Origin of the sequence: Corynebacterium sp. Z-1, from assembly GCF_031844665.1 — a bacterium.
In the GTDB taxonomy this organism is placed as follows: Bacteria; Actinomycetota; Actinomycetes; order Mycobacteriales; family Mycobacteriaceae; genus Corynebacterium; species Corynebacterium sanguinis.
The window spans coordinates 2,091,223-2,115,462 of record NZ_CP134621.1 but is presented as its reverse complement, the minus strand read 5'-3'; the positions used below and the strand labels follow the sequence as shown (position 1 = coordinate 2,115,462).

Here is a 24,240-nt window from a genome sequence, read left to right as displayed (position 1 = left end):
CAACGGTGAGCCCACCCCTCGGGTGAGGCTGAATGCGCGGTTGTACAAAAATAACGACGCGATAACGGATGTCGCATTGGACAATTGCCGTTGCGGTTTCGTAACCTACTCGAGACATTGCGGCAACGATCGTTGGATGCAAGTTACGACAACAAAAACGTATAACGCCGAGTCCTCGGCAGCCACAGCGCACAAGGCGCCTGCGGCTGAAGGGGAGCCGGGGACCCACTACAGGGCCCGCGGGCCACACCTGGGGTGAATGCGCGCAAGGATCTTTTCCCGACTCGTTTGGGTCAAGAAGGAGCGGCGCAGGACTTTTCTCGAGTCCAACCCGACAGCTAACCCGGTAGGCAAGAGAAGATATGGAGTATTTCACGTGACAAAGCACCGTCGCCAGAACTCGTCCGCAGCGCGCAACATTGCTGCCGTTTCCGCCCTCGTTACGGGCGCAACCCTTCTGGCACCGGCCACCGCAGAGGCTGCTGAGGTTCGTGTCCCCAACAGCCCCGTCAGCGTCCAGGTTCCCGGCATCGAGAACGTCCCCGGGATCGCTGCCATCCCCGGCATTGAGATGTGGATCCCCTCGCTGGGTGGTCAGGCACCCACCGGTGACGTCGCAGCTGCAATCGCGGCAGTCAAGGCTGTGCCGGGCGTAACCAACATCCCGGGCTTCTCCGACTTCCTCGCGGAGGCTGAGACCCGCTACGCCACCGCCCCGGCTGACACGTCCGCGCAGACCGTCGAAGCTGCTGCGGCACCGGCAATCGTCGCTCCGGCACCCTCCGCTGGCCAGCAGATCGTTGACATCGCCCGCTCCAAGATCGGCTCCCCGTACGTCTACGGCGCGGCCGGCCCCAACGCCTTCGACTGCTCCGGTTTCACCTCCTGGGTCCACGCACAGGCTGGTAAGTCCATCCCGCGTACCTCTCAGGCGCAGGCTTCCGGCGGCACCCCCGTCAGCCTGAACGACATCCAGCCGGGCGACGTCGTTGTCTACTACAGCGGCGCCTCCCACGTCGGCATCTACGCCGGCAACGGCACCATCATCGACGCTTTAAACTCCGGCTCCCCGGTTACGGAGCGCCCGCTCAACATGATGCCGATCCACTCCGTGGTTCGCTTCTAAACGCATTCTCAAACTGGCCCCGCGCGACGGCGTGCGGGGCCAGTTTTGCGCCTCAAAACAAATCGGGGGCAATGTCTTGATTCTCGGGTTCGGGGCGCTATAGTGTGTAACAGTTCTATAAAGCTCGAGCTGCTTAGCTGCGGCTCCAGCGCCGTGTCCGTTGCGGATGCGGCCCATATCCTGTTAAAGGGTTTTACAAGGAAAGTGTCGAGGAAGTCCACCGTGGGTAAGCACTCTCTTCCTCCGCGCGCTCGCCGAAGCGCCGGAACAATTGCATACACAACCGTTTCCCTGGCCGTCGCGGGTGCCACCGTGGCCGGACTCGTTTCTCCCGCACACGCCGAAGACCTGGACACCCTCATTGCGGAACTAGGTACCGTCTCGGACGAAGCGACCGCGAAGATGGAGCAGATTAAGGACCTCGAGGGCCAGCTCGAGCAGGCGCGTGTGGAGCTCGATGATAGCGCTCGGGCGGCCGCTGCTGCCCAGGCTAGGGCCGAGGAGGTGCGTGGAGCCCGCGCCATGCAGCAGGGGGACGTCAACGCTGTCGCGACTTCGACCTACCGCACGCTGCAGGTGGACAATGTGGTGAACACGCTCGGTTCCGCTACCCCGCAGGAGGTCATTGACAAGACCACCTACCTCGGATCCATTTCCCGCAAGCGCCAGGAGCAGCTTGATGGCCTGCGCGCCGCGAACGAAGAGGCGATTCAGGCCGCGCGTGAAGCGGACGTCGCTAAGGCGACCGCGCAGTACAACCGCGTCAAGCTCGACACACAGTTGGCGCAGCTGGAAAAGGAGCGTGCTGACATCGAGGCCCGGATCAAAGACGTTGAGGCCCGTGTGGATGCGCTCTCGCCCGCGGCGCGTGAGGCTTGGACGAACCAGTCCAACCCCGTGCCTGCGGACATGCTTGACCCGGGTGCGTTCGGTAACGCGATCACGGCCGCTGCGCTCGCGCAGCTGGGCAAGCCCTACGGCTGGGGGGCCGCCGGGCCCGATGCTTTCGACTGCTCCGGGCTGATGGTGTGGGCGTACTCCCAGAACGGGAAGTCGATCCCGCGCACCTCCCAGGCGCAGCTAGCTGGTGGCACCCCCGTGTCCATGTCGGATCTGCAGCCGGGCGACATCGTCGGCTACTACCCGGGTGTCACGCATGTGGGCATGTACATCGGCAACGGCCAGGTCGTCCACGCATCCGACTACGGCATCCCCGTCCAGGTCGTGCCGCTGAACTCGATGCCGGTGCAGGGAGCGGTCCGCTACTAGAATGCCGGTGCTGCTCGTCACCAACGACTTCCCACCCGCTGTCGGTGGGATTCAGTCGTATGTGAGGGATTTCGCCGATGAGTTCGTGCGGAGGGCCGGCCCCGACGAGCTCCTCGTGTTCGCCTCCACTCAAGACGCCGACGCGGCTAGGCGCTGGGACGCGAACGTTGGCTACACCGTGGTGCGCTGGCCGCGCCGCGTCATGCTCCCCACCCCGGCGACGGTCCGCGAGATGCGCCGCCTCATCCGCGAACACGGCGTGGACACCGTATGGTTCGGAGCCGCTGCGCCCCTGGCGCTGATGGGGGCGGCGGCGAAGTCGGCTGGAGCGCGGCGGGTTCTCGCCTCGACCCACGGCCATGAGGTCGGCTGGTCGATGCTGCCTGGCGCGCGTCAGGTGCTCTCGGTCATCGGGCGGCGCGCGGACGTGGTCACGTACATCTCCGAGTACGCGCTCGGGCGCTTCCGCAGCGCGTTTGGGTCCTCGCCGAGATTCGTGGCGTTGCCGTCGGGCGTCGACAAGCAGTTTTTCCGCCCCGCAAGCGAGGCTGAGCGCGCCGCTGTGCGCGCCGAGCTGGGCGTCCGCGGGCCGCTGATCGTCTGCGCGTCGCGGCTGGTGCGCCGCAAGGGCCAAGACACGCTTCTCGATGCCCTCCCCAACGTCCTCTCCGCCCACCCGGGCGCGCGCCTCGTCATCGTCGGCACGGGCCCCTACGAGCGAGCTTTGAAAGAGCGCGCGAAGGGTCTCGGCGACGCCGTGGTGTTTACCGGCGCCGTGGATCGCACGCGCCTGCGCGACATCGTGGCCGCGGCGGATGTGTTTGCCATGCCCGCGCGCACGCGCGGCGCGGGCCTCGACGTCGAGGGGCTCGGCATTGTCTACCTCGAGGCCCAGGCGTGCGCCGTGCCCGTTGTGGTGGGGGATTCGGGCGGGGCGCCGGAGACGGTGACGGATCAGACCGGCATCGTGGTCGACGGCCGGGATGCAAACGCGGTGGCCGCCGCGATCGTCTCACTGCTGGATGACCCCGCGCGCCGCCGCGAGATGGGCCGGTGCGGCCGCGCCCACGTGGAGCGCGCCTTTTCTTGGGAGGCCTTGGGCGATAGGCTCTACAGCCTTCTGTGCCCGGCGGGTTAACATAGTTGGCTATGCTCTCCGAAACCCGAAGCGCGAACGCCGCGCCGTTGACCATCGGCTTCGATATTGGCGGCACGAACACGCGCGCGGGCGTGGTCACGGGCGCCGGGGAAATCATCGACTCGCACTCGATCGCTACGCCGCACGACGCGGAGGAGCTCACCGCCGCGATCACCCGGCTCGTCGCCGAGGTACGCCGCGACCACGACATCGCGGCGGTCGGCGCGGCGATCGCCGGATTTTTGGACCCGGCCTGCGAGAAGGTGCGCTTCGCCCCGCACTTGCCGTGGCGTAACGACGCCCCCGTGAAGGCCATCCTTGAAGAGTCCATCGGCCTGCCGGTGCGCCTCGAGCACGATGCGAACTCGGCGGCGTGGGGCGAGTACCGCTTCGGCGCCGCCCGCGACGCTGAGACGTGGGTGTTTTTCGCCGTGGGCACGGGAATCGGCGCGACGCTGATGCACCGCGGCGAGATCTACCGCGGCTCGTTCGGCACCGCGCCCGAGTTCGGACACATCACGGTAGTGCCGGGCGGGCGGGTGTGCTCCTGCGGCAAGCACGGCTGCCTGGAGCGCTACGCCTCGGGCACGGCGCTCGTCGACACGGCCGTCGAGGTGGCGTCGGCAGGCGGCTACAAGGGTTGCGGGCTCTACCGCGCGGTGGTGGACAAGCGCGCCACGGGCCACGATGTGATGCGCGCGGCGCGGCGTGGCGACGCCCTGGGCAAGGCGGCCGTCGATAAGTTCGCCCGCTGGCTGGGCATGGGCCTCTCCATCGTCGCTGACGTCCTGGATCCCGAGCTGATCGTGCTCGGCGGGGGAGTCAGCAGTGACGCGGACCTTTTCTTAGGAACCGCGCGCGAGGCGATGGCGCACGACATGGTGGGGGCGGGGTATCGTCCGCTTCCGCACGTAACGTGCGCCGAACGAGGCCCCGAAGCGGGTATGCTCGGAGTGGCCGATTTGGCCCGCGAACTGGTGTAGGAGGGGAAATGGTCAGCGTCTGGTACATGATTTTCAGGATCTTCATCGGGATCCCGCTGTTGTTCTGGAACCGCCCGAAGATTGAGGGCTCCAACAACATCCCGCGTAAGGGATCAGCGATCCTGGCATCAAACCACCAGGCAGTGATGGATTCCTTCTATCTGCCGCTGATGGTGTGGCGCGAGCTGACCTTCCCCGCGAAGAAGGAGTACTTCACCTCTCCCGGGCTTTCCGGCGCGATCCAGCGCTTCTTTTTCAGCTCGGTGGGTCAGATCCCGGTGGACCGCACGTCCGCGGGTGCCGCAGAGGACCTGCAGCGCGCCGCAAAGGGAGTCTTCGACGAGGGCAGGCTGCTCGGTTTCTACCCGGAGGGCACCCGCTCCCCGGACGGGCGCCTGTACAAGGCGAAGACGGGCATGGCGCGCATCGCCATGACCAACAACGTCGACGTGATCCCCGTGGCGATGTTCGGCACGCGCGACGCCAACCCGATCGGCACCGTGATCCCGCGGCCGAAAAAGGTGAGCATGAAGATTGGCACCCCGATCAACCCGCACGAGTGGGCGCGCGAGAACGGGTTCGACCCGCAGTCGCGCGAGGTGATGCGCCCCTTCTCGGATTACGTGATGGCGCAGATCCAGCAGCTGTCCGGATTTGAGTACGTGGACATGTACGCCGCCGACGTGAAGAAGTCGCTCGAAGAGGGCAACGGCTACCCCGAGGGCGCCGAGCCCAAAGCCAGGTAAATAGGATTGAACCCATGGACCGAGACCTCATCATCCGCATTGCGCTGTGCTGCGTTTTCGTGATTGCGGTGCTGATTGCAACCCAGACCGGGCGCGGCATCAACATTGTTGCACCGCTGTCGGTAGTGGGGGTGGGGCTCGTGATGTTCTGGCCGCGCCGCGGTGCGCACGACGCCCCGCCTGCCGAGCCGGGCGACCGAGCGTGAGCCGGGTGCGCTACTTCTACGACACCGAGTTCATCGAAGACGGCGTGACCATCGAGCTGGTCTCCATCGGAATCGTCGCCGAGGACGGGCGCGAGTACTACGCCGTGTCCACGGAATTTCGCGCCGATCGGGCCAACCGCTGGGTGCGCGACAACGTGTTGGACAAGCTGCCGAGCCCGGGAGGCGAGGAGTGGAAGACGAAGGCGCAGATCCGCCGCGAGGTCGCCGCGTTTCTCACCGCCTCCGACACCCAGCCCGAGCTGTGGGCGTGGGTCGGCGCCTACGACCATGTGGTGCTGGCGCAGCTGTGGGGCGATATGAGCGGGTTGCCGCGCACGCTGCCGCGCTTTACCCGCGAGCTGAAGCAGTATTGGGAGATGGCCGGGCGGCCGAAGCTGCCGAGCCTGCCGAAGGGCAATCACAATGCGCTTGTCGACGCCCGCCACAACGTGGCTAAGTTCAACGCCTGCAGGGAGGTTTTACCCCTCGAGGACAGCGGAGCCATTTCCACGCTGCGGGAGCACCGTTCCACCAGGTGAATTGCACTTGGTGTGACCTGGGGTTTCAAAACTAGCGGCGGCGTGATAGAACTTAAGGGGTGAGTTGGACAATTGACATCCCCAAAGAGGCGCTACCCGATCTTCCCCCCTTGCCGGGAGACTTGAACGAGACGTTTTTGGACGTCATCTCCCGCGATGCCAAGCAGCAGCCGTCGTGGGATGCGGATGAGGCCAGCAACGTGCGCAAGCTCCTCGAGTCGGTCCCGCCCGTGGTGCTCGCGCCCGAGATCGAGACGCTGAAGACTCAGCTTGCCGACGTCGCACTGGGCAAGGCGTTCCTCCTGCAGGGCGGTGACTGCGCCGAGACATTCGAGTCCAACACCGAGCCGCACATCCGCGCCAACGTGCGCACCCTGCTGCAGATGGCGGCGGTGCTGACGTACGGCGCGTCGGTGCCCGTCGTCAAGCTTGGCCGCATCGCTGGCCAGTACGCGAAGCCGCGCTCTTCCGACCTGGACGAAAACGGCCTGCCGAACTACCGCGGCGACATTGTCAACGGCGTGGAGCCCACGCCGGAGGCCCGCCGCCACGACCCGGCCCGCATGGTCCGCGCTTACGCAAACGCCTCCGCCGCGATGAACCTGGTACGCGCGCTGACCTCGTCCGGCACCGCGGATCTCAACCACATCCACGATTGGAACCGCCAGTTCGTGGCGGCGTCGCCGGCAGGCGCGCGCTACGAGGCGCTGGCGCGTGAGATCACCCGCTCGCTCGATTTCATGCGTGCCTGCGGCGTTAACGACGAGCTCCTGCGCACCAGCGAGATCTACGCCTCGCACGAGGCGCTGCTGGTGGACTACGAGCGCGCCATGCTGCGCCTGGCCGAGGACAGCTCGGGTGAGACCAAGCTCTACGATTTGTCCGCGCACCAGCTCTGGATCGGTGAGCGCACCCGCGGCATGGAGGACTTCCACGTCAACTTCGCCGCGATGATCAACAACCCGATCGGGATCAAGCTCGGCCCGAAGGTTACGCCTGAGGAGGCCGTGGCCTACGCCGAGAAGCTGGACCCGAACCGCGAGCCCGGCCGCCTCACCATGGTCATCCGCATGGGCCATGAGAACGTCCGCAACGTGCTGCCCGGGATTGTCAAGGCCGTCGAGGCCTCCGGCCACAAGGTGGTCTGGCAGTCCGACCCGATGCACGGCAACACGTTCACCGCCTCCAATGGGTACAAGACGCGCCACTTCGACAAGATCATCGACGAGGCGCAGGGCTTCTTCGAGGTGCACCGCGAGATGGGCACCCACCCGGGCGGCATCCACATCGAGCTGACCGGCGAGAACGTCACCGAGTGCCTCGGCGGCGCGCAGGACATTACCGACCTGGACCTGCCGGGTCGCTACGAGTCCGCTTGCGACCCGCGCCTGAACACCGAGCAGGCCCTCGAGCTGGCCTTCCTCGTCGCGGAGATGCTGCGCTACTAAGCGCAGTCTTCGAACACCGTCTCCCCGTCCTAGCGAATAAGGGCGGGGAGTTCGCCGTACATGCCCGAGCCGAACCACCACGCGCCGATGGCCACTAGCGCGATGACCAGCAGCGACAGCACCGCAAAGAACGCGGTGCCGAGCGCGCTGCGGTTGGTCAGCGGCTCCGGTGGCGGGGCGACGGGCGCTGGCGCCTGCTGCTCCGGCGGGCGCGGGGTGGCGGGCACCGGAACCGGGGCGGGCGCTGGCGGCACAGCGGGTACGGGGGCAACTGGCGGCGCCGCGCCAATCACGCGGGTGCTGCTCGACTCAGGAAATAGCCGCTGCTCAAGCGCGGGGGCCGCAGGTTTGGGCTGCGGGGTGTTCAGCAGGGTCACGGCCGTGGGGTGGGCCGCGGCGCGGTTCGCGGCGGAGTCGCGCGGCACGGGCACCACGTAGTCGGGCAGGTCGAGCGCTGCGGCGACGTCGTCAAGCGCGGCGAGGAACTCGGCGGCGTCGACGAAGCGGTCCTCGGGGTGGCGGGCGGTGGCTGTCGCCACGAGCTCGTCGACAAGCTTGGGCACGCCCTCAATGCGTGACGACGCCGCCGGGACGTCCCTGTTCAGCCGCGCGTACGCGTGGGCGAGCGGCGTGTCGCCGGAGAACGGGACGGTGCCCGTGAGCAGCTCAAATAACACGATGCCGGCGGAGTAGACATCGGAGGCCGGGCCCATCGGGGAGCCGTCAACCTGCTCGGGCGAGAGGTAGCTGACGGTGCCCACTATCTGGTCGGTTGAATGGGTTGAATCGGCGGCCGCGCGCACGAGGCCGAAGTCGGCGAGCTTCACGCGGTGGTCAGAGTTGATCAGAATGTTGTCCGGTTTGATGTCGCGGTGCACCATCCCCTTGCGGTGGGCGATCGAGAGCCCGGTCAGCGTCGCGCGCATCACCGCGGCGGCCGCGTGCGGGGGCATCGGGCCGCGCTCGGCCAGCAACTCGCGCAGCGTGCCGCCGCGAATCAGCTCCATGATGAGGAAAACGTGGTCGCCCTCGTGGGAAAAGTCGTAGACGTTGACCAGGTTGGGGTGCGACAGCTGAGCCATGGCGCGGGCTTCGCGCCGAAAGCGGGTGAGGAAGAGGTGGTCGTCGACGTAGCGGTTATCCATCACCTTCGCGGCGACCTCCCTGCCGAGGCGGACATCGACGCAGCGGTACACCGTGGACATGCCACCGCGGGCGATGGGGCGATCGATGACGTAGCGGTTGTCCAGATAGTCACCCACGGCAAGCTCAGTCATGTGTTCCAGTATGGCCGACAAGCGCCTCCAACAGCCAACCCACAGCCGTCGCGCGGGTAAGGTATCTCACGTGACTACGCCGAATATTGACCTCGACGGATTGCTCGCCAACGAGGCGCTGCTACCCCTGCCAGATGTTGCCGAGTACCTTGGCGTCCCCGTGACCAAAGTGCACGACCTTGTTGGCGCGCACAAGCTGCTCGTCTACCGCAAAGACGGGGTGAAGTACGTCCCCGAGCGCCTCTTAGGCGAGGACGGGGAGCTATCCAAGTTCGTCGGCGGCGCCATCATGGTGCTTCACGACGGCGGCTACAGCGCCGACGAGATCCTCCACTACCTGTTCACCGACGACGAGTCGCTGCCCGGCCGGCCCGTCGACGCCCTGCACGGCCACGGCGCACGTGAGGTGATCAGGCGAGCGCAGGCGATGGCGTTCTAGCCTCAGCCGGCGTTGTCGGCGCCCGCGGGTAGACCACCTCGGCGGCGATCCAGGCGGCGGCGAAGGACACGACGATGAACCAGCCGTCGTAAAAGCGGTGGTTGCCGCTGCCGGTGAAGGCGAGAGCGACCACGACGGAGAAGAAGACCGTGGCGCGCCGCACCCACAGCGGCGTACTCACCGTGCCCAGCAGGGAGAGCAGCGAGGCGTAGTACCACGGGAAGGTCACCGCGTTGGCGACGAACGCCACTGCGTAGGCACACGCGATGCCCGCCACCGCCTCGCGGTCGTTGCGGCGGAAGATAAACCACGTCAGAGCCAGGCCGACGAGCATCAGCACCGCGCCGATCCGGCGCGCGAGTGCGAGTGCCGCGTTGTAGCGGAAGTGCTCGTCGAAAAGCTGGGCGAGGGGAGTGAACGCGTCGGCGACCAAGGTGGGGCCGGCGAGCGGGTTGACCACCTTTGAGTTCCCGGAGATCTCGGCGACCCAGCCGAAGGAGGAGCCGGAGAGCACAGTAACGGCCCACAGCACGGCCATGGTCAGCATGACCGACACCGCGCCGACCAGCACGAAATTGACAGCGTTGCGCGCGAGTGTGGCGGTGTCACTGCGGCGGCGGTTGTAGGCCATCCACACCACGAACGGCAGGGCGATCGCGGCGGTGGCTTTGAGCGACACCGCGAGGCTAATCACCACGATGCCGAGCACGAAACGGTTGCGCAGGCAGGCGAGCAGGCCCACGCTGACGAGCCCGACCATAATCGCCTCGTTGTGCATCCCGCCGACCATGTGCAGCAGCATCACCGGGTTGGCCACGCCGAGCCAGAGCGCGAGGGCGGGGTTGCCGCCGAGTTCTGCGGCGATGCGGGGCACGGCCCAGACGATCGCCGCGAACCCGGCGAGGGTAAGCAGCTTGTACGCCACGATCCCCAAGGTGACGTTGTCGCCGACGAGGGTGGTAATCCGCTCGCCAATCCACAGGTGCAGCGGCCCGTAGGGGGTGGTCGTGTTGCGCCAGTCGTGGCTGACTTCGTAGAGGTAGGGGCCCGGATTGACCGCGGCGCCTTCGGTGTAGGGGTCGAAGCCGTCGCGAAGCATTGCGCCCTGCATGAGGTAGGAGTAGACGTCGCGCGACAGGATCGGCGCGGCGAGGGCGAGCCCGGCGGTCCATAGCCAGGTCGCGCGCCGAGTCTCCGCAAAACCCGCGCGCTGGCGGGTGAGGTCGCGCCCAAACCAGACCCACGCCACCACTAGGGCAATAATGCCGGCGGTGAGCAGCGCGTCCATGATGGAGCGGCCGTGGCCGTACATGAGGTGGCCCAAGCCGAGCTCGCGCATTACGCCGCCGCGGTTGCGGGTGGCGCCAGCGCCGTAGCTGCCGAGGGCGATAACAATCCCCGCGGCGAGGCCGAGCCATACCGACCTAGGCACGGCGCTCCGTCGCCCGAATCGCCAGATCACGCAGCGTGTTCGCAACCTCGCCATCAATACCCGCCCTGCTCAAGTGGGCAAGCCCGGACTCAGTTAAGTCCGCAATTTGCTTTTCGACGTCCGCGATCGCGCCGCTGGACTCCACAATCGCCGCGAGCTCCGCGAGCTCGTCGCGATCGCTCGTGCGGCCCACGCGATCGCGCAGGCGGGCGGCGGAGACGGGGTCGGTGGCGTCGAGACGATTCAGCGCCGCGGCGAGCAGGACCGTCCGCTTGCCCTCGCGCAGGTCGTCGCCAGCCGGCTTGCCGGTGACGGCTTCGTCGCCGAAGACGCCGAGTAGGTCGTCGCGAAGCTGGAAGGCGATCCCGATGTCGCGGCCGTAGCCGCGGAACGCCTCTATCGTGTCCGCTGGCGCGCCGGCGATCGCGGCACCGAGGTGCAGCGGGCGCTCGATGGTGTAGGCGGCCGTTTTGTAGCGGTTGACGTTGTTGGCCATCTCGACAGACTCGTTGGCGGCGGCCTCGAGCGCGATGTCGAGCAGCTGGCCGCCGATGACTTCGGTGCGCATGCCGCGCCACGGCTCGGCGGCGCGGGTCAGCGCGGCCTCGCTGAGGCCCGAGTAACGCCACATGTCTTCCGCCCAGATCAGTGCGAAGTCGCCGATGAGGATGGCCTCGTTGCGCCCGTAGTCCGCCGAGTCGCCGAACAGGTCGTCTTTACTGTGGCGGGCCTCCACGGCGCGGTGCACTGTGGGGTTGCCGCGCCGGGTATCGGAGGCGTCGATGATGTCGTCGTGAATCAGCGCGCACGCCTGGATCAGTTCGAGCGAGCTCACGGCGCGCAGGACAGCCTCCGGGTCCTCGGAGCCAACCCCGCCTGCGGCGCGCGCGCCGAAGAAGCCGGTCCAGGCGTACAGGGGGCGGATCCGCTTGCCGCCGCCGAGGATGAAGTCGCGCAGGTGCTGAACGGAGCGGGTGACCGGGGGGCCGATCTTCTCCACCTCGGCGTAGCGCTCGTCGAGGAATTCCTCGAGAGCGTCCTTTACAGCGGAGGGGAAATCGGCCGGGCTTACTTCGCCGATGGCCAATTCGCTCGGCACACTCACCACTGCGCTCTCCTTATAAATCCGCGATGATATTTCGCTTTAACACTACCCGCCGGCGGGCAGGGGAAGGGTGCGGCCAAGAATTGCGAAGGGGCGATCGTCGCCCGCGTAGTAAAAGTCGCGCAGGATGTCGTGAAAGCCCATCGAACGATATAGGCCGAACGCGTGATTGGATTCGTTCGGCACCTCGGGTGTGGACAACAACGCCCAGCGCGCCGGGGCGTTCCACAACAACTGGGACAACAGGGCCCGCCCGATTCCCGCGCCTTGGCGGGAGGGGTGGACGTGGATCTCGGCGACCTCGAAGTAGTCGCGCAGCATCGCGGAGTGCTGCGCGCTCAGCCCGCCGCTTTCGCGCAGGCCCCGCATGAGTTGTTGGTCCCACCACCGTTCGCGGTTCCCGATAAACCCATAGGCGATGCCGACGACCCGTTCGTCGACCGTGCCGCCGGAGGTGTTGGACGCGGTGCGTTCGATGGCGGTGACGGCAGTGAAGCCGGGCCAGATGATCTCGCGTTGCCAGACCGCGATGCGCCCAGAGCGAATCGCGGGGTCGTAGCCCATCGCCGCGATGTAAATGTCAACGAGGTCGGGGGCGAGGATCGCGAACTCGGGGCCGCTGAGGCGACGATATGTCACAGTCACCCTTCTATCGAACCACGCGGCGTGCTGGAAATGGCAGTGTTCAGCAGACATTTACGTAATTAGAACAAATGTACTATAAAGGAGCGGGGGATGTCGAACGTGCGTTTTAGAGTGATGGCAATCAAGGTAATTAAACGACCCGCACTCGGAAGGTAAGAAATGTCAAGCATCGTCTCCGCCACCACCAAGGCCGCCTATGGATCTGCCGCGCACGGAACCAGGCGTGAGCGATTCTTCCGCTCTGCCTATGTGCTTCTCGCCCAGGCGCAGGCAGACTACGCAGCTGGCGCCCTCGATGTGGCGATGGAAAACGCGTACCGTGCCGCCTTGAGGGTGGCGGGGGCAGTCAACGCCGGCTCGCCAGTCATACGCAAGCGCAAAAGGCTACCGGCAAGCGCCTGGGACAAACTCCGGCTGACGTCGGAGCGCGGCAAGGAGTGGGCCGAGACGTTCACCGCGTTCTCCGTCCAGCGCAGTCGGGTCATCACCGGTATCGAGCCACACCCCGACCCTCGCGTGGTTCAGCGCCTCATTGCGCTGGTGGAGGAGTTTCTAGAGGAGTCCATCCCCGGCGCCACCAAGGCGCCGCTGGTGGCGTAAAGGGGAGGGGCACGGCAAGCCGGGTTGAGCAAAGCCCACCTCGGGCAGGAACAATCTGGATACACTTACCGTTGTACTAGATGTAAGCCAACCACAATCATCCAACGGTAGAGCTGGAGAGTAGACAGTGTCCCTTTCTGAGCAGGAACAGCGCACCCTTCGCGAGATCGAGCAATCGCTTCTCGCCGAGGACCCTAAGTTCGGCAACAGGGTGCCCCAGGGTTCCGGTTTCGCCGGCCAGCCGGGCGGCGGCCGACTCACCATGCGCAGCGCTGCGCTGATGGTAACTGGCCTGGTCCTGCTCATCGGCGGCGTTGCCCTCGCCACCGTCAGCGTGTGGTTAGTCGCTATCAGCGTCGTTGGGTTTGCCATCATGCTCGCCGGCGGTGTCATGGCCCTGACCTCCCCGTCGGGCGGGTCTTCGGTGCCGGTTCGCGCCGTCGCCGCACAGCGCCCCGCGCGCACCTCAAAGATGGAAGAGAACTTCAAGCGCCGTTTTGAAGGCCAGTAATTAACCGGCAGGCACAAAGCCCGCCCCGCGCACAAGCGTGGGGCGGGCTTTGTCGTCCCCACAGTGCCCCACCTTGTCCTCCCACTTTCTCCCACTAGCTGTCTACGGTTCGATATTCACCGCGATGAGCCGCCTAAACGTGTGGGGAAGGTGGTTCTCAGGAGTGTGAAAGAGCTCCAAAGTTGCTCATGTGAATGCCATTCTGGGCCCTTTCACGCTTTCTTCCGAGCCACTACGCCACCTAATTTTCTCCCTTTAACCTGCGCTTTCCCTAAAGTTTCGCGACAACTCGCCCCTGAGTGTGGCGTTTGTGGGGGAAAGTGGGATAGAGTGGGGCTCAGCGGAGGGCCGTGGTGGCATCTTGACTACGTGCAACTGCGAATCGCCGCTCGAAAAATTGAACAGCCGTAGTCACGGAGTGAAGGAAGGTGGGCTTTCGGATGTTTCTGGGAACCTACACTCCCAAGCTCGACGACAAGGGACGCCTGACGCTGCCCGCCAAGTTCCGCGAGGACCTGGCGGACGGGTTGATGGTGACCAAGGGGCAAGACCACTCTCTGGCGGTCTACCCCCGCGAGGAGTTCGCAGCACGCGCCCGCAAGGCAGCTGCAGCTTCACGCACGAACCCGAAAGCGCGCGCATTTATCCGCAACCTGGCTGCCAGCGCGGATGAGCAAACGCTCGACGGTTCAGGTCGCATCACGCTGTCGCCGGCGCACCGCGAGTACGCGCACCTTTCCAAGGAGTGCGTAGTCATCGGTTCGGTCGATTTTCTCGAAATCTGGGACGCCGAGTCCTGGGCTAACTACCAGCAAGAAACCGAGGCTGCCTTCGCGGCGGCCGATGACGGCGACATTCTCTCCGGTCTCCTGTAGGACTGACTACCCCGCAGGCAGGCACCGACTTCCAAGCGGAGAGCGTGTACGGACTCTGTCCGTGGCGTGGAGCGTTCTGGTGTACTTCCCCGACACCAGAACAACCGCCCCGGGCAGGGCCCTATACGTTCCCCGACCGAGACACAGCACGACACACCGCACGACAACCGCGCGCACGACGGCCAGCCAAACCAAGGGGGTGGATCCAATGGCACACAAGGACAACGCCGCTCACATCGCGGATATGGACTTTAGAGTGGATCCCAACCACGGCCATGTTCCCGTCATGCGAGACCGCATGGCGGACTTACTCGCCCCGGCTGTCGAGGAGTTTGGTGCGGGCGCGGTCATCGTCGACGCGACACTCGGCGCGGGCGGCCACACAGAGCATTTCCTGCGGCGCTTCCCCGAGGCGTCGGTAATTGGCGTTGACCGCGACCCCGCGGCCCTGCGCGACGCGTCTGAGCGGCTGGCCCCATTCGGCGATCGCTTCGTGGGCGTGCAGGCGCGTTTCGACGACATCGGCAACGCAATCCGCGACCGCGAGGGCACCATTTTCGACGCTGCGCGCACGCACGGGGTAGCGGGCGCCCTGTTCGACCTCGGCGTGTCCTCCATGCAGCTCGACCAGGAGGAGCGCGGTTTTGCGTACAAGGTCGACGCGCCGCTGGACATGCGGATGGACCCAACGACGACGCTCACCGCGGCGGATGTGCTGAATACGTACAGCCACGGCGAGCTCGCGCGCATCTTGAAGACCTACGGTGACGAGCGCTTCGCGGGAAAGATAGCCTCCCACATCTTGAAAGAGCGCGAGAAGGCCCCGTTCGAGCGCAGCGGCCGCCTCGTAGAGCTTCTCTACCAGGCCATTCCGGCCGCCACCCGGCGCACCGGCGGACACCCGGCGAAGCGCACGTTCCAGGCGCTACGCATCGAGGTCAACGGGGAGCTCGACGCGCTGCGAGCGGTGATCCCGGTGATCACTGACCTGCTCGGTCCGGGCGGGCGCGTGGTGTTCATGAGCTACCAGTCGCTCGAGGACAAGATCGTCAAGACCGCCCTGACCTCCCTGACCACCTCCACAACGCCAACCGGTCTGCCGATGGACCTGCCCGGCACCGCCGCGAAATTCCGCTCGATTACCCAAGGCGCGGAAAAAGCATCCGAGGCAGAGATCGAACAGAACTCCCGGGCCGCGCCGGTGCGTGTCCGGGGCATCGAAAAGCTTCGCACTGACAACCCGTAGATGACCATGATGACCCAGACGAAAGGCCACAACGCCATGGGAGCAAGCCGAGACCTCACCGCGTCCGCCCGCTCGGGCACAGCCACCCTCGAGCGGCCGGCAGCGCGCCGCCCGCGCACGACGACGTCGCGGACGACGGCGACGCCGCAGCCGCTGCGTCGATACGCGCCGCACGCGCTGCACCCGCGCAACACCCAGGGTGTTGGCCGGCTCGGCTCCAAGCAGGTCGTGTCCGTTCGCGGCCGCAGGGTCGGCGAAGTCAAAGAGGTCAAGCGCACCTTCTCCACGATGTCCGTAATCGCGGTGCCGCTGCTCATCCTCGGGGTGCTCATCGCGATGTTCCTCTCGGGCGTGTCCACCTCGCAGTCTTTTACCATCCAGGAGCTGCAGGCTCGCGAGCGCGCGCTGAGCAACGAGGTCGAGACCCTCAACCGCGACGCGGAAAACGTCAAGTCCTCGGCCGAGATCGCGCGCAAGGCAGCTGATGCCGGGATGGTCGTCTCGCACGCGCCCGGAATCCTGTCCGTGGGTGCGGACGGCGCAGTCGAGGAGACCCGCCCGTTCAACCCTGATGCGACGCAGAAGATGACCGACGTGACCTCCGCCGACGGCCAGCGCGGCACCGAAGACCGGGCGACGAGCGACCGGGACGCCACGGCCCGCGTCGGCGACAGCCTGACCTCGGTGCCCGGCGGAAACGTCCTGGGCCAGAACACCCCGCCGGCGCCGGAGGCTGCCCCGCCGGCAAGCAACCTCGCGCCGTACGCCCCGCGCGTGAGTGCCGGAAACTAACGGGCGTGGCGGTCACAGACACAAAGCCGCGCGAAGGGCAAGATGAAGTGCGATTTGAAACAACGACGAGGCAGGTGACTTTAGCGCTGTGAATACCCCGAGCGCACGCCGCCGGCCGGAGGATCGCGGTGAGAGCACCCGCGTCGACAACCTCCGCCCGCAGCCGAGCCCTCGCGGGCCCGGTCCCCAGTCTGTGGCGCCGCAGAAGCTGATCACGCGCAAGCGCGCGAGCTTTATCGCGGCCGCATTCGTTATCGCCGCTGTGCTGCTCGTCGGCCGCTTGGCGTGGGTGCAGGTCGTGTGGGGGCCGAACCTGCAGGTGCAGGCCCAGGCGCAGCGCGAACGCATCTACGACGACCCGGCCCGCCGCGGCGAGATCATCGACCGCTCGGGCAACCAGCTCGCCTACACCATGCAGGCGCGCTCGCTGACGGTCTCCCCGGTCATGCTGCGTAAGGAGCTGCGCGAGCAGCAGGAGCTGCAGATGCGTCGCGACGGCTTGTCGTCTGAGGCGATCCAGGCCCAAGTCGACGCCCGCGTTGAGGACGTCCTGCGCACCATGGCCAACGAAATCCCCCGGATGATCGAGGGGGCGCACGCTAAGGACTCAGCGGACGCGAAGGACGAGGCGCAGTCCCGCGTGAGCTCGAAGGATATTCTGGACAAGCTGCACGCGGAGTCGAACTACGAGGTGCTCGTGCGCAACGTCGACCCCGATGTCGCGGCCGAGGTGGCCAAGGAGTTCCACGGCGTCGCGGCGGATCACCAGGACATCCGCCAGTACCCCAACGGGGCGGTCGGGGAGAACATCATCGGCAAGGTCTCTATGGACGGCCAGGGCCAGTTCGGCCTCGAGGCTTCCAGCGACAGTGTGTTGACCGGCATTAACGGTAGGTCCACCGAGGACGTCTCGGTCCAGGGCCAGTCGATCCCGGGCACGCTTCGCGACGTCGTCCCGCCCGTCGACGGCTCCCAGGTCAAGCTGACCATCGACGTTGATCTGCAGACGTTCGTGCAGCGCACCCTCGAGCAGGCGAAGGCGAATTCGCTGGCCAAGGACGCCGAGGCCGTCGTGCTCGACGCCCACACGGGCGAGGTGCTCGCCATGGCGAACACCGGGACGATCGACCCGAATGGCGATGTACAAAAGCAGCTCGCCGAGGGCCGCAGCTTTGACAACTATTCCATCTCGCACCCGTACGAGCCGGGATCCGTGGCCAAGGTGATCACGGCCGCCGCCGCGATCGAGGAGGGGCTGACGGACCCGACCGAGGTGCACCAGGTGCCCGGCTCCATCGACATGGCTGGCGTGACGGTCAACGACGCCTGGTCACACGGCGTGGCCCCCTACACCACGGCGGGGATCTTCGGTAAGTCCTCCAACGTGGGCACGCTGCAGATCGCGCAGCGCCTCGGCGAGGAGAAGTATTGGGACTACCTGCAGCGCTTCGGCATTGGGCAGACAACGGGCATCGAGCTGCCGAACGAATCCGCGGGCCTGGTTCCGGTGCTCGAGCAGTGGTCGGGCGGCACCTTTGCCAACCTGCCGATTGGCCAGGGCATGAGCTGGACCACGCTGCAGATGGCCAGCGTGTACCAAACGCTGGCCAACGGTGGCGAAAGGATCGAGCCGCGCATCATCTCCGAGGTGGTTGGGCCCGACGGCCAGCCGGCGGAGGCGCAAGCACCGAAGCGCACCCGCGTGGTCAGCGAGGCCACGGCGAAGACGACGGTGGACATGTTCCGCTCTACCTTCCAGCAGGACCCGATGGGCGTGAACTCCGGTACCGCCCAGGGCAGCGGCATCGAGGGCTACCAGTTGGCGGGTAAGACCGGCACGGCCCAGAAGGTCAACCCGGATACCGGGGCGTACTCGCAGAACCAGTTCTGGATCACCTTCGCCGGCATCGCGCCCGCCGACGACCCCCGCTTCGTCGTCGCCGTCATGCTGGACGAGCCCCAGCGCGGCCCGCTCGAGGGCGGGTCAGGTGGCCAGTCGGCCGCGCCGGTCTTCCGCGAAATCGCATCCTGGCTGCTCAACCGCGAGAACATCGCGCAGAGCCCGCCAGCCGAGCCGTACGTGCTGGAGCAGCGTTGACCCCTCTTTCACGCAAGAGGCATATAAAAGACTTAAGACAACAACCGAGGGCGGAGGAGACTAGGTGGACCAGCTCAACCAAAACAGCGCCGCGGGCGACTCGCAAGCGCCGGTGTCGCTTGGAGAGCTCGCACGCATCGCCGGAGCCGATGTTCCATCACCGGCTGAAGGTTGGGCGGACGTCGCCGTAAGCTCCGTGGGGCTCAACGCCCGCGAGGTCGCGCCGGGAGGGCTGTTCGCCGCCCTGCCGGGCACGCGTGTCCACGGCGCGCAGTTCGCCGCGGAGTCTCCCGCGCGCGCCATCCTCACCGACCGCGAGGGCCTGGACATCGTCGAAGCGGCAGGGGATCGCCGCCCCGTGCTCGTCGTCGACGACGCCCGCGCGGTGCTGGGCGAGGTCTCGGCGCACGTCTACGGGCACCCCTCGCGCCGCATGACACTTATCGGGGTCACCGGCACGTCGGGCAAGACGACCACCACCTACCTGCTGGAGCGCGGGCTGATCGCCGCCGGCGCCCAGGTCGGGTTAATCGGCACGACGGGGACGCGCATCCGCGGCCGCGACGTTCCCACCTCGCTGACCACGCCGGAGGCGCCCACCCTCCAAGCGCTGTTTGCGCGCATGGCGGCTGAGGGCGTGACGCACGTGGTCATGGAGGTCAGCTCGCACGCGCTGAGCCTGGGGCGCGTGGGCGGCACCTCGTTCGACGCGGCCGGATTTACCAATCTCAGCCAGGACCACCTCGACTTCCACCCGACAATGGAGGACTACTTCGAGGCGAAGGCGGCGTTTTTTGATCCCGCCTCGTCGGTCGCGGCGTCGACAAGCGTGATCTGCGTTGATGACGAGTGGGGCGAGCGGATGGCGCAGCTCGCGTCGCGACCGCTGCGCGTGGGCACGCACGGCCAGGACGGGCTCGATTGCAGCGCGCGGCTGATCCGCGTCCGCGACAACGGTGCCCAAGACATTGAGCTGCGTATCGACGCCCACACCCACGCGTTCACCCTGCAGCTGCCGGGGGCGTTCAACGTGGCTAACGCGGCGCTCGCGACGGCGCTGGCGCGCGTGGTGGGCGCGGACGTCGCGCAGTTTGTTCGCGGGCTGGAAGACGCCGCGGTGCCGGGGCGCATGGAGCGTATCGACGCCGGCCAGGGCTTCGTAGCCGTGGTCGATTACGCGCATAAACCCGCCGCGATCGCCGCGGTGCTTGAGACGCTGCGCGAACAGGTCGACGGCAGGATCGGCATCGCCGTCGGAGCCGGTGGTGATCGCGACACCACCAAACGCGCCGTGATGGGCCGGGAGGCGGCCACGCGCGCCGACTTCGTCATCGTCACCGACGACAACCCGCGCACCGAGGACCCCGCGTCGATCCGCGCCGCGGTGCTCGACGGGGCGCGCGAGGCGGGCAGCGACGCAGAGATCAGGGAATGCGGCTCGCGCGCGGAGGCGATTGACCAGCTCGTGGCCTGGGCCCAGCCAGGTGATGCGGTGGTGGTCGTGGGCAAGGGCCACGAGGTCGGCCAGATCATTGGGGAGACGACACACCACTTCGACGATCGCGAGGAGATGCGCAGGGCTTTGGCCGAGAACGGCTACGGTGAAAACGACGCTCACGGCACCCACCAGCCGCAGGAGCTTGCAGACGGTAAGGATTTCTTCTCACATGATCCCACTTGAGTTGGCCACGATTGCCAAGATCACTGGCGGCACGCTGAGCGACAACGCGAACCCGCACGCTCTCGTCGATGGGTTCGTGGAGTTCGACTCGCGCAAGATCACCTCTGGCGGTCTGTTCGTCGCCTTGCCGGGCAAGCATGTCGACGGTCACAACTTCGCGCGCAACGCCATTGAGCAGGGCGCAGCCGGTGTGCTCGCTGCCAAGGATGTGGGTGTGGACGCGGTGATCGTGCCCAAGGCCGCCAAGCTCGACGGCGACAACTCCGAGCTCGCCGCCAACGACCCCGACGGTTCCGCTGCCGGTGTCGTCGCGGGCATGTCCAAGCTAGCCAGCTACGTGGCCACAACGCTCACTAACGAGCACGGCCTCTCGATCGTGGGGATCACGGGCTCCGCCGGCAAGACCTCGACGAAGGACCTTGTCGCGTCGGTGCTCTCCGCTGCCGGCCAGACCGTCGCGCCCCCCGGGTCGTTCAACAACGAGCTCGGCCATCCGTACACGGTGCTGCGCTGCACTGAGTCGACGAAGTTCCTCGTCGCGGAAATGTCCGCGCGCGGCATCGGCCACATCGCGCACTTGGCGACGATCGCCCCGCCGAAGTTTGGCGTGGTGCTCAACATCGGCTCGGCCCACTTGGGCGAGTTCGGTTCCAAGGAAAACATTGCGGTGGCCAAGGGCGAGCTCGTCGAGGCGCTGCCGGACGCGGCGGAGGGTGGCGTGGCCATCCTCAACGCCGACGACCCCCTCGTCGCCGGCATGGCGCCGCGCACCAGCGCGCGGGTGGTCACCTTCTCTGCCGAGCACAGCCGCGCCGACTACTACGCCACGGACATTTCGCTTGACGACGTCACCCGCGCCAGCTTCACGCTCCACTCCCCGGGCAACGATCCGCAGCGCGTGGAGCTCAACGTCTTCGGCGCCCACCAGGTGTCCAACGCTCTCGCTGCCGCGGCCGTCGGCATCGAAAGCGGTATTGACGCCGCCACTGTCGCGCGCTGCCTGAGCGATGCTCACGGCGTGTCCGGCAACCGCATGGACGTGCAAACCCGTAGCGACGGGGTCACCGTGATCAACGACGCGTACAACGCCAACCCGGACTCGATGCGCGCCGGGATCGCGGCGCTGGGATTTACGGCCGCCGCACGCCCCGGTGTGCGCTCTATCGCGGTGCTGGGTGAGATGGGGGAGCTCGGAGGCGATTCGGTCAGCGCGCACCGCGAGCTCGGCAACGAGCTGGCTCGCTACCGCGTCACACACCTCGTCGCGGTCGGGGATAACCCCGCGATGGACGCGCTGAAGGACCGGGCGCGCGACCGCGGGATCCACGTCGACTCCGCCCGGGACGTCGACGAGGCCACATCCCTGGTGAAGGCGATCCTGTCGGTGCCGCCGGCGGGGGAGGAAGGTTGGTACGAGCGCGACACGCGCGACGTGGTGCTGGTGAAGGCATCGAACGCGCTCGGGCTCTGGGCGGTGGCGAACGCCCTGCTGCAAGGGCATAGCATGAGGGGCCACACACATTTCGGAGACGGGGAGCGCTAAAGCACTATGGTTCAGATTTTCATCGCGGGAGCCGTCGCGTTCCTTGTGGCCATCTTTGTCACGCCGCTACTGATCCGCTACTTCAACCGCCGCGCGATGGGCCAGGAGATCCGCGAGGACGGCCCGAAGTCGCACGCGCGCAAGCGCGGCACCCCGACGATGGGTGGTATCGCCATCCTGCTGGCGATCACCCTGGGTTATGTCGCGTCGGGGCTGTGGTCGATGTTCACGGGCCACCGCGTGTTCTCCGCCACCGGCCTCATCGTGCTGGGGTTGACCCTGGCACTCGGCGCCGTCGGGTTCGCTGACGATGGCATGAAGCTGTTTTTCAAGCGCAACCTCGGCCTGAACAAGACCGCGAAGCTCGTCGCCCAGTTGGGCATCGCGCTCGCTTTCGGCCTGTTGGTGCTGCAGTTTCCCGACGAGAACGGCCAGACCCCGGCGTCAACGAACTTGAGTTTCGTCCGCGACATGAACACCATCAACTTCGCGGCCGTCGGCGGCGTCGTGGGCGTGATCATGTTCCTGGTCTTCATCTACTTCGTGCTCGCGGCCTGGTCCAACGCCGTCAACCTCACCGACGGCCTCGACGGCCTGGCCGCGGGAACCACGTCGCTGGTGATGGCTGCGTACACGGGCGTGACGTTCTGGCAGTTCCGCAACTCCTGCTCCGCCGCGCCGGGCCCCGGCTGCTACGACGTGCGCGACCCCCTCGACTTGGCGGTGCTGGCTGCGGCCGGCTTCGGCGCCTGCATGGGCTTTCTGTGGTGGAACGCCTCCCCCGCGAAGATCTTCATGGGCGATACTGGATCGCTCGCGCTTGGTGGTTTGGTCGCGGGCCTGTCGGTGACCTCCAAGACGGAGCTGCTCATGGTTATCATCGGCTCGGTGTTCGTCATGGAGGCCGCCTCTGTGGTGATCCAGGTCGTGTCGTTCAAGGCGACAGGCAAGCGCGTGTTCCGCATGGCGCCGTTCCACCACCACTTTGAAAACGGCGGCTGGGCGGAGCAGACCGTGGTGATTCGCTTTTGGCTGATTGCGGCGATGTCCGTGGCCACCGGCTTGGCGCTGTTCTACGGTGAGTGGTCGACCAAGGTCGGGGTGACCATGCCATGACGGCACCCGCCGAGACCGCGTTGGTCCCTGAAGCACTGCGCGGCGGTGTCCTTGTCGCCGGCGCTGGCGTTTCGGGCCTCGGCGCCGCGCGACTGCTGGATGCGGTCGGCGTGACGTGCGTCGTGGCCGACGATAACCCGGCCAACCGCGAGAAAGTCGCCGGGGAAACCTCCGCGAGAGCGGTCAGTACCGCCGACGCAACGGAGCTTTTCGACGAGGTCTCTATCGTGGTGACGTCGCCGGGGTGGCGCCCGGATTCACCGCTGCTCGTCGCCGCGCAGCACGCGGGCCTGGAGGTCATCGGCGACGTTGAGCTGTGCTTCCGCCTCGACCGCGCCGGCGTGTTCGGGCCCCCGCGCACCTGGCTCGTGGTCACGGGAACGAACGGCAAGACCACGACGACGGGCATGCTCGCCTCCATCATGGGCGAGGCCAGCAAGGACTCGGGCCTGCGCGCCCAGGCCTGCGGCAACATCGGGGTCGCGGTGAGCGATGCGCTTGTCGACGCCCACCGGGTCGACGTCCTCGTCGCCGAGCTGTCGAGCTTCCAGCTCTACTGGTCGCATCAGCTCGTTCCGGACGCGGGCGTGCTGCTCAACCTCGCCGATGACCACATCGACTGGCACGGTTCCTTTGCCGCGTACGCGCAGGCGAAGGCAAAGGTGCTGCGCGCTCGGGTTGCTGTCGCGGGCGTCGATGATGCGGAGGTAGCGAGCCTCGCGGCGCGCACCGGAAGGGACGACGTGATTGGTTTCACCCTTGGTGAGCCGGGCCCGAACCAAGCGGGCGTGATCGGCCACAGGCTGGTTTTCAACAGCGGCGCCGAGCTGCAGGACCTCGCCTCGGTCACGGGCATTGAGCCAGCCGGGATCGCTGGCGTGCTCGATGCGTTGGCGGCCGCGGCGGTCGCGGTCTCCCAGGGGGTGTCGTCGCAACGCATTGACGACGGCCTGCGGTCCTACCGCGTCGAGGGCCACCGCGGCGCGGTCGTGCACGAGGCGAACGGGGTCAGGTGGGTGGATAACTCCAAGGCGACGAACCCCCACGCGGCGGACTCCGCGCTTGCCGGTGCCGGCGAGCCCGGCACCGTGGTGTGGGTTGCGGGTGGCCAGCTCAAAGGCGCGAGCGTCGATGAGCTCGTCGCAACGCACGCTCACCTGTTTCGGGCTGTGGCGATGCTCGGCGTGGACCGGGAGAGTGTGCTGGAGGCCGTGCGTCGACACGCGCCCGGCGTGCCGGTGTTCGTGAGCGAGTCCACGGACCCGGCCGAGGCGATGGATCAGTGCGTGCGTTTCGCCGCCGAGCAGGCCCTGGCGGGGGACACGGTGCTGCTGGCCCCGGCTGCGGCGAGCTTGGATATGTTTTCCGGGATGTCTGCGCGTGGCGACGAATTTGCCGCGGCTGCAGTGAGACACTGCGTGTAAT

The 24,240-nt window shown here is 66.8% G+C and carries 22 protein-coding genes, 1 pseudogene and 1 riboswitch; of the genes and pseudogenes, 19 read left to right on the top strand and 4 right to left on the bottom strand.

Annotated features, from left to right (window positions below):
* Positions 1 to 155: 155 nt before the first annotated feature.
* A riboswitch (cyclic di-AMP (ydaO/yuaA leader) is annotated at positions 156 to 364 on the top strand.
* A 12-nt stretch (positions 365 to 376) separates the two neighbouring features.
* The 8 genes from RIU96_RS10290 to RIU96_RS10255 all read left to right on the top strand — a co-directional run bounded on the left by RIU96_RS10290 (position 377) and on the right by RIU96_RS10255 (position 7,455).
* On the top strand, positions 377 to 1,126 hold the full coding sequence (locus RIU96_RS10290) for a C40 family peptidase (protein WP_006839928.1): 750 nt from the start codon (positions 377 to 379) through the stop codon (positions 1,124 to 1,126).
* A 222-nt stretch (positions 1,127 to 1,348) separates the two neighbouring features.
* Positions 1,349 to 2,395 (top strand): C40 family peptidase, encoded by a 1,047-nt coding sequence (locus RIU96_RS10285; protein WP_311197673.1) that lies wholly within the window; start codon positions 1,349 to 1,351, stop codon positions 2,393 to 2,395.
* A 1-nt stretch (position 2,396) separates the two neighbouring features.
* Positions 2,397 to 3,533: a glycosyltransferase family 4 protein gene (locus RIU96_RS10280; RefSeq protein ID WP_311204949.1), complete on the top strand. Its 1,137-nt coding sequence runs from the start codon at positions 2,397 to 2,399 to the stop codon at positions 3,531 to 3,533.
* An 11-nt stretch (positions 3,534 to 3,544) separates the two neighbouring features.
* Positions 3,545 to 4,516, top strand: coding sequence for an ROK family protein (locus RIU96_RS10275; protein WP_259812450.1), 972 nt, complete (start codon positions 3,545 to 3,547; stop codon positions 4,514 to 4,516).
* A gap of 8 nt (positions 4,517 to 4,524) precedes the next feature.
* Positions 4,525 to 5,262: a lysophospholipid acyltransferase family protein gene (locus tag RIU96_RS10270; RefSeq protein WP_136651492.1), complete on the top strand. Its 738-nt coding sequence runs from the start codon at positions 4,525 to 4,527 to the stop codon at positions 5,260 to 5,262.
* Positions 5,263 to 5,276: 14 nt separating this feature from the next.
* Entirely contained in the window at positions 5,277 to 5,468 is a 192-nt protein-coding gene (locus RIU96_RS10265; protein WP_136651493.1) for a hypothetical protein, read from the top strand.
* A 5-nt stretch (positions 5,469 to 5,473) separates the two neighbouring features.
* A complete protein-coding gene (locus RIU96_RS10260; RefSeq protein ID WP_136651663.1) occupies positions 5,474 to 6,007 on the top strand; it encodes a polyadenylate-specific 3'-exoribonuclease AS in 534 nt (177 codons plus the stop codon).
* 59 nt (positions 6,008 to 6,066) lie between these two features.
* Entirely contained in the window at positions 6,067 to 7,455 is a 1,389-nt protein-coding gene (locus tag RIU96_RS10255; protein ID WP_144740512.1) for a class II 3-deoxy-7-phosphoheptulonate synthase, read from the top strand.
* A gap of 35 nt (positions 7,456 to 7,490) precedes the next feature.
* Here the strand turns inward: RIU96_RS10255 and RIU96_RS10250 are convergent.
* Positions 7,491 to 8,732 (bottom strand): annotated as a pseudogene (locus tag RIU96_RS10250) (protein kinase); the annotation flags it as partial.
* Here RIU96_RS10250 and RIU96_RS10245 point away from each other — a divergent pair.
* Complete coding sequence (locus RIU96_RS10245; RefSeq protein WP_144740518.1) at positions 8,731 to 9,171, top strand: Rv2175c family DNA-binding protein; 441 nt, start codon at positions 8,731 to 8,733, stop codon at positions 9,169 to 9,171. The pseudogene RIU96_RS10250 and the gene RIU96_RS10245 sit on opposite strands and share 2 nt — an antisense overlap.
* On the opposite strand, the gene RIU96_RS10240 is transcribed toward RIU96_RS10245, so the two are convergent.
* Genes RIU96_RS10240 through RIU96_RS10230 form a run of 3 tightly spaced genes read right to left on the bottom strand, consistent with a single transcriptional unit; the run spans position 9,143 to position 12,353 of the window.
* Positions 9,143 to 10,603, bottom strand: coding sequence for an alpha-(1->6)-mannopyranosyltransferase A (locus tag RIU96_RS10240; protein WP_311204948.1), 1,461 nt, complete (start codon positions 10,601 to 10,603; stop codon positions 9,143 to 9,145). The genes RIU96_RS10245 and RIU96_RS10240 overlap by 29 nt on opposite strands.
* Positions 10,596 to 11,708 carry a polyprenyl synthetase family protein gene (locus RIU96_RS10235; protein ID WP_311196948.1) on the bottom strand — a complete coding sequence of 371 codons (1,113 nt, stop codon included), beginning with the start codon at positions 11,706 to 11,708 and terminating at the stop codon, positions 10,596 to 10,598. The genes RIU96_RS10240 and RIU96_RS10235 overlap by 8 nt, the downstream gene beginning before the upstream one ends.
* 45 nt (positions 11,709 to 11,753) lie before the next feature.
* Positions 11,754 to 12,353, bottom strand: a complete 600-nt coding sequence (locus RIU96_RS10230) for a GNAT family N-acetyltransferase (RefSeq protein ID WP_311204947.1) — start codon at positions 12,351 to 12,353, stop codon at positions 11,754 to 11,756.
* A 159-nt stretch (positions 12,354 to 12,512) separates the two neighbouring features.
* Here RIU96_RS10230 and RIU96_RS10225 point away from each other — a divergent pair, with 159 nt between their 5' ends.
* From RIU96_RS10225 to murD, 10 genes are all read left to right on the top strand, one after another.
* Positions 12,513 to 12,953, top strand: coding sequence for an SAV_6107 family HEPN domain-containing protein (locus RIU96_RS10225; RefSeq protein ID WP_136651499.1), 441 nt, complete (start codon positions 12,513 to 12,515; stop codon positions 12,951 to 12,953).
* A 127-nt stretch (positions 12,954 to 13,080) separates the two neighbouring features.
* Positions 13,081 to 13,464 (top strand): DUF3040 domain-containing protein, encoded by a 384-nt coding sequence (locus RIU96_RS10220; RefSeq protein WP_136651500.1) that lies wholly within the window; start codon positions 13,081 to 13,083, stop codon positions 13,462 to 13,464.
* Positions 13,465 to 13,904: 440 nt separating this feature from the next.
* Entirely contained in the window at positions 13,905 to 14,339 is a 435-nt protein-coding gene (mraZ, locus tag RIU96_RS10215) for a division/cell wall cluster transcriptional repressor MraZ (RefSeq protein ID WP_311204946.1), read from the top strand.
* A 208-nt stretch (positions 14,340 to 14,547) separates the two neighbouring features.
* Positions 14,548 to 15,585 carry a 16S rRNA (cytosine(1402)-N(4))-methyltransferase RsmH gene (gene rsmH / locus RIU96_RS10210; RefSeq protein WP_311204945.1) on the top strand — a complete coding sequence of 346 codons (1,038 nt, stop codon included), beginning with the start codon at positions 14,548 to 14,550 and terminating at the stop codon, positions 15,583 to 15,585.
* Positions 15,586 to 16,377, top strand: a complete 792-nt coding sequence (locus tag RIU96_RS10205) for a cell division protein FtsL (RefSeq protein ID WP_311204944.1) — start codon at positions 15,586 to 15,588, stop codon at positions 16,375 to 16,377.
* 88 nt (positions 16,378 to 16,465) lie between these two features.
* A complete protein-coding gene (locus RIU96_RS10200) occupies positions 16,466 to 18,475 on the top strand; it encodes a peptidoglycan D,D-transpeptidase FtsI family protein (protein WP_396136759.1) in 2,010 nt (669 codons plus the stop codon).
* A 64-nt stretch (positions 18,476 to 18,539) separates the two neighbouring features.
* A complete protein-coding gene (locus tag RIU96_RS10195; RefSeq protein WP_136651503.1) occupies positions 18,540 to 20,156 on the top strand; it encodes a UDP-N-acetylmuramoyl-L-alanyl-D-glutamate--2,6-diaminopimelate ligase in 1,617 nt (538 codons plus the stop codon).
* Positions 20,143 to 21,699: a UDP-N-acetylmuramoyl-tripeptide--D-alanyl-D-alanine ligase gene (murF, locus tag RIU96_RS10190; RefSeq protein WP_136651504.1), complete on the top strand. Its 1,557-nt coding sequence runs from the start codon at positions 20,143 to 20,145 to the stop codon at positions 21,697 to 21,699. Before RIU96_RS10195 ends, murF begins: the two co-directional genes overlap by 14 nt.
* A 6-nt stretch (positions 21,700 to 21,705) precedes the next feature.
* Positions 21,706 to 22,815 (top strand): phospho-N-acetylmuramoyl-pentapeptide-transferase, encoded by a 1,110-nt coding sequence (mraY, locus tag RIU96_RS10185; RefSeq protein ID WP_136651505.1) that lies wholly within the window; start codon positions 21,706 to 21,708, stop codon positions 22,813 to 22,815.
* Positions 22,812 to 24,239 (top strand): UDP-N-acetylmuramoyl-L-alanine--D-glutamate ligase, encoded by a 1,428-nt coding sequence (gene murD, locus RIU96_RS10180; RefSeq protein ID WP_311204943.1) that lies wholly within the window; start codon positions 22,812 to 22,814, stop codon positions 24,237 to 24,239. Before mraY ends, murD begins: the two co-directional genes overlap by 4 nt.
* Position 24,240: the final 1 nt, after the last annotated feature.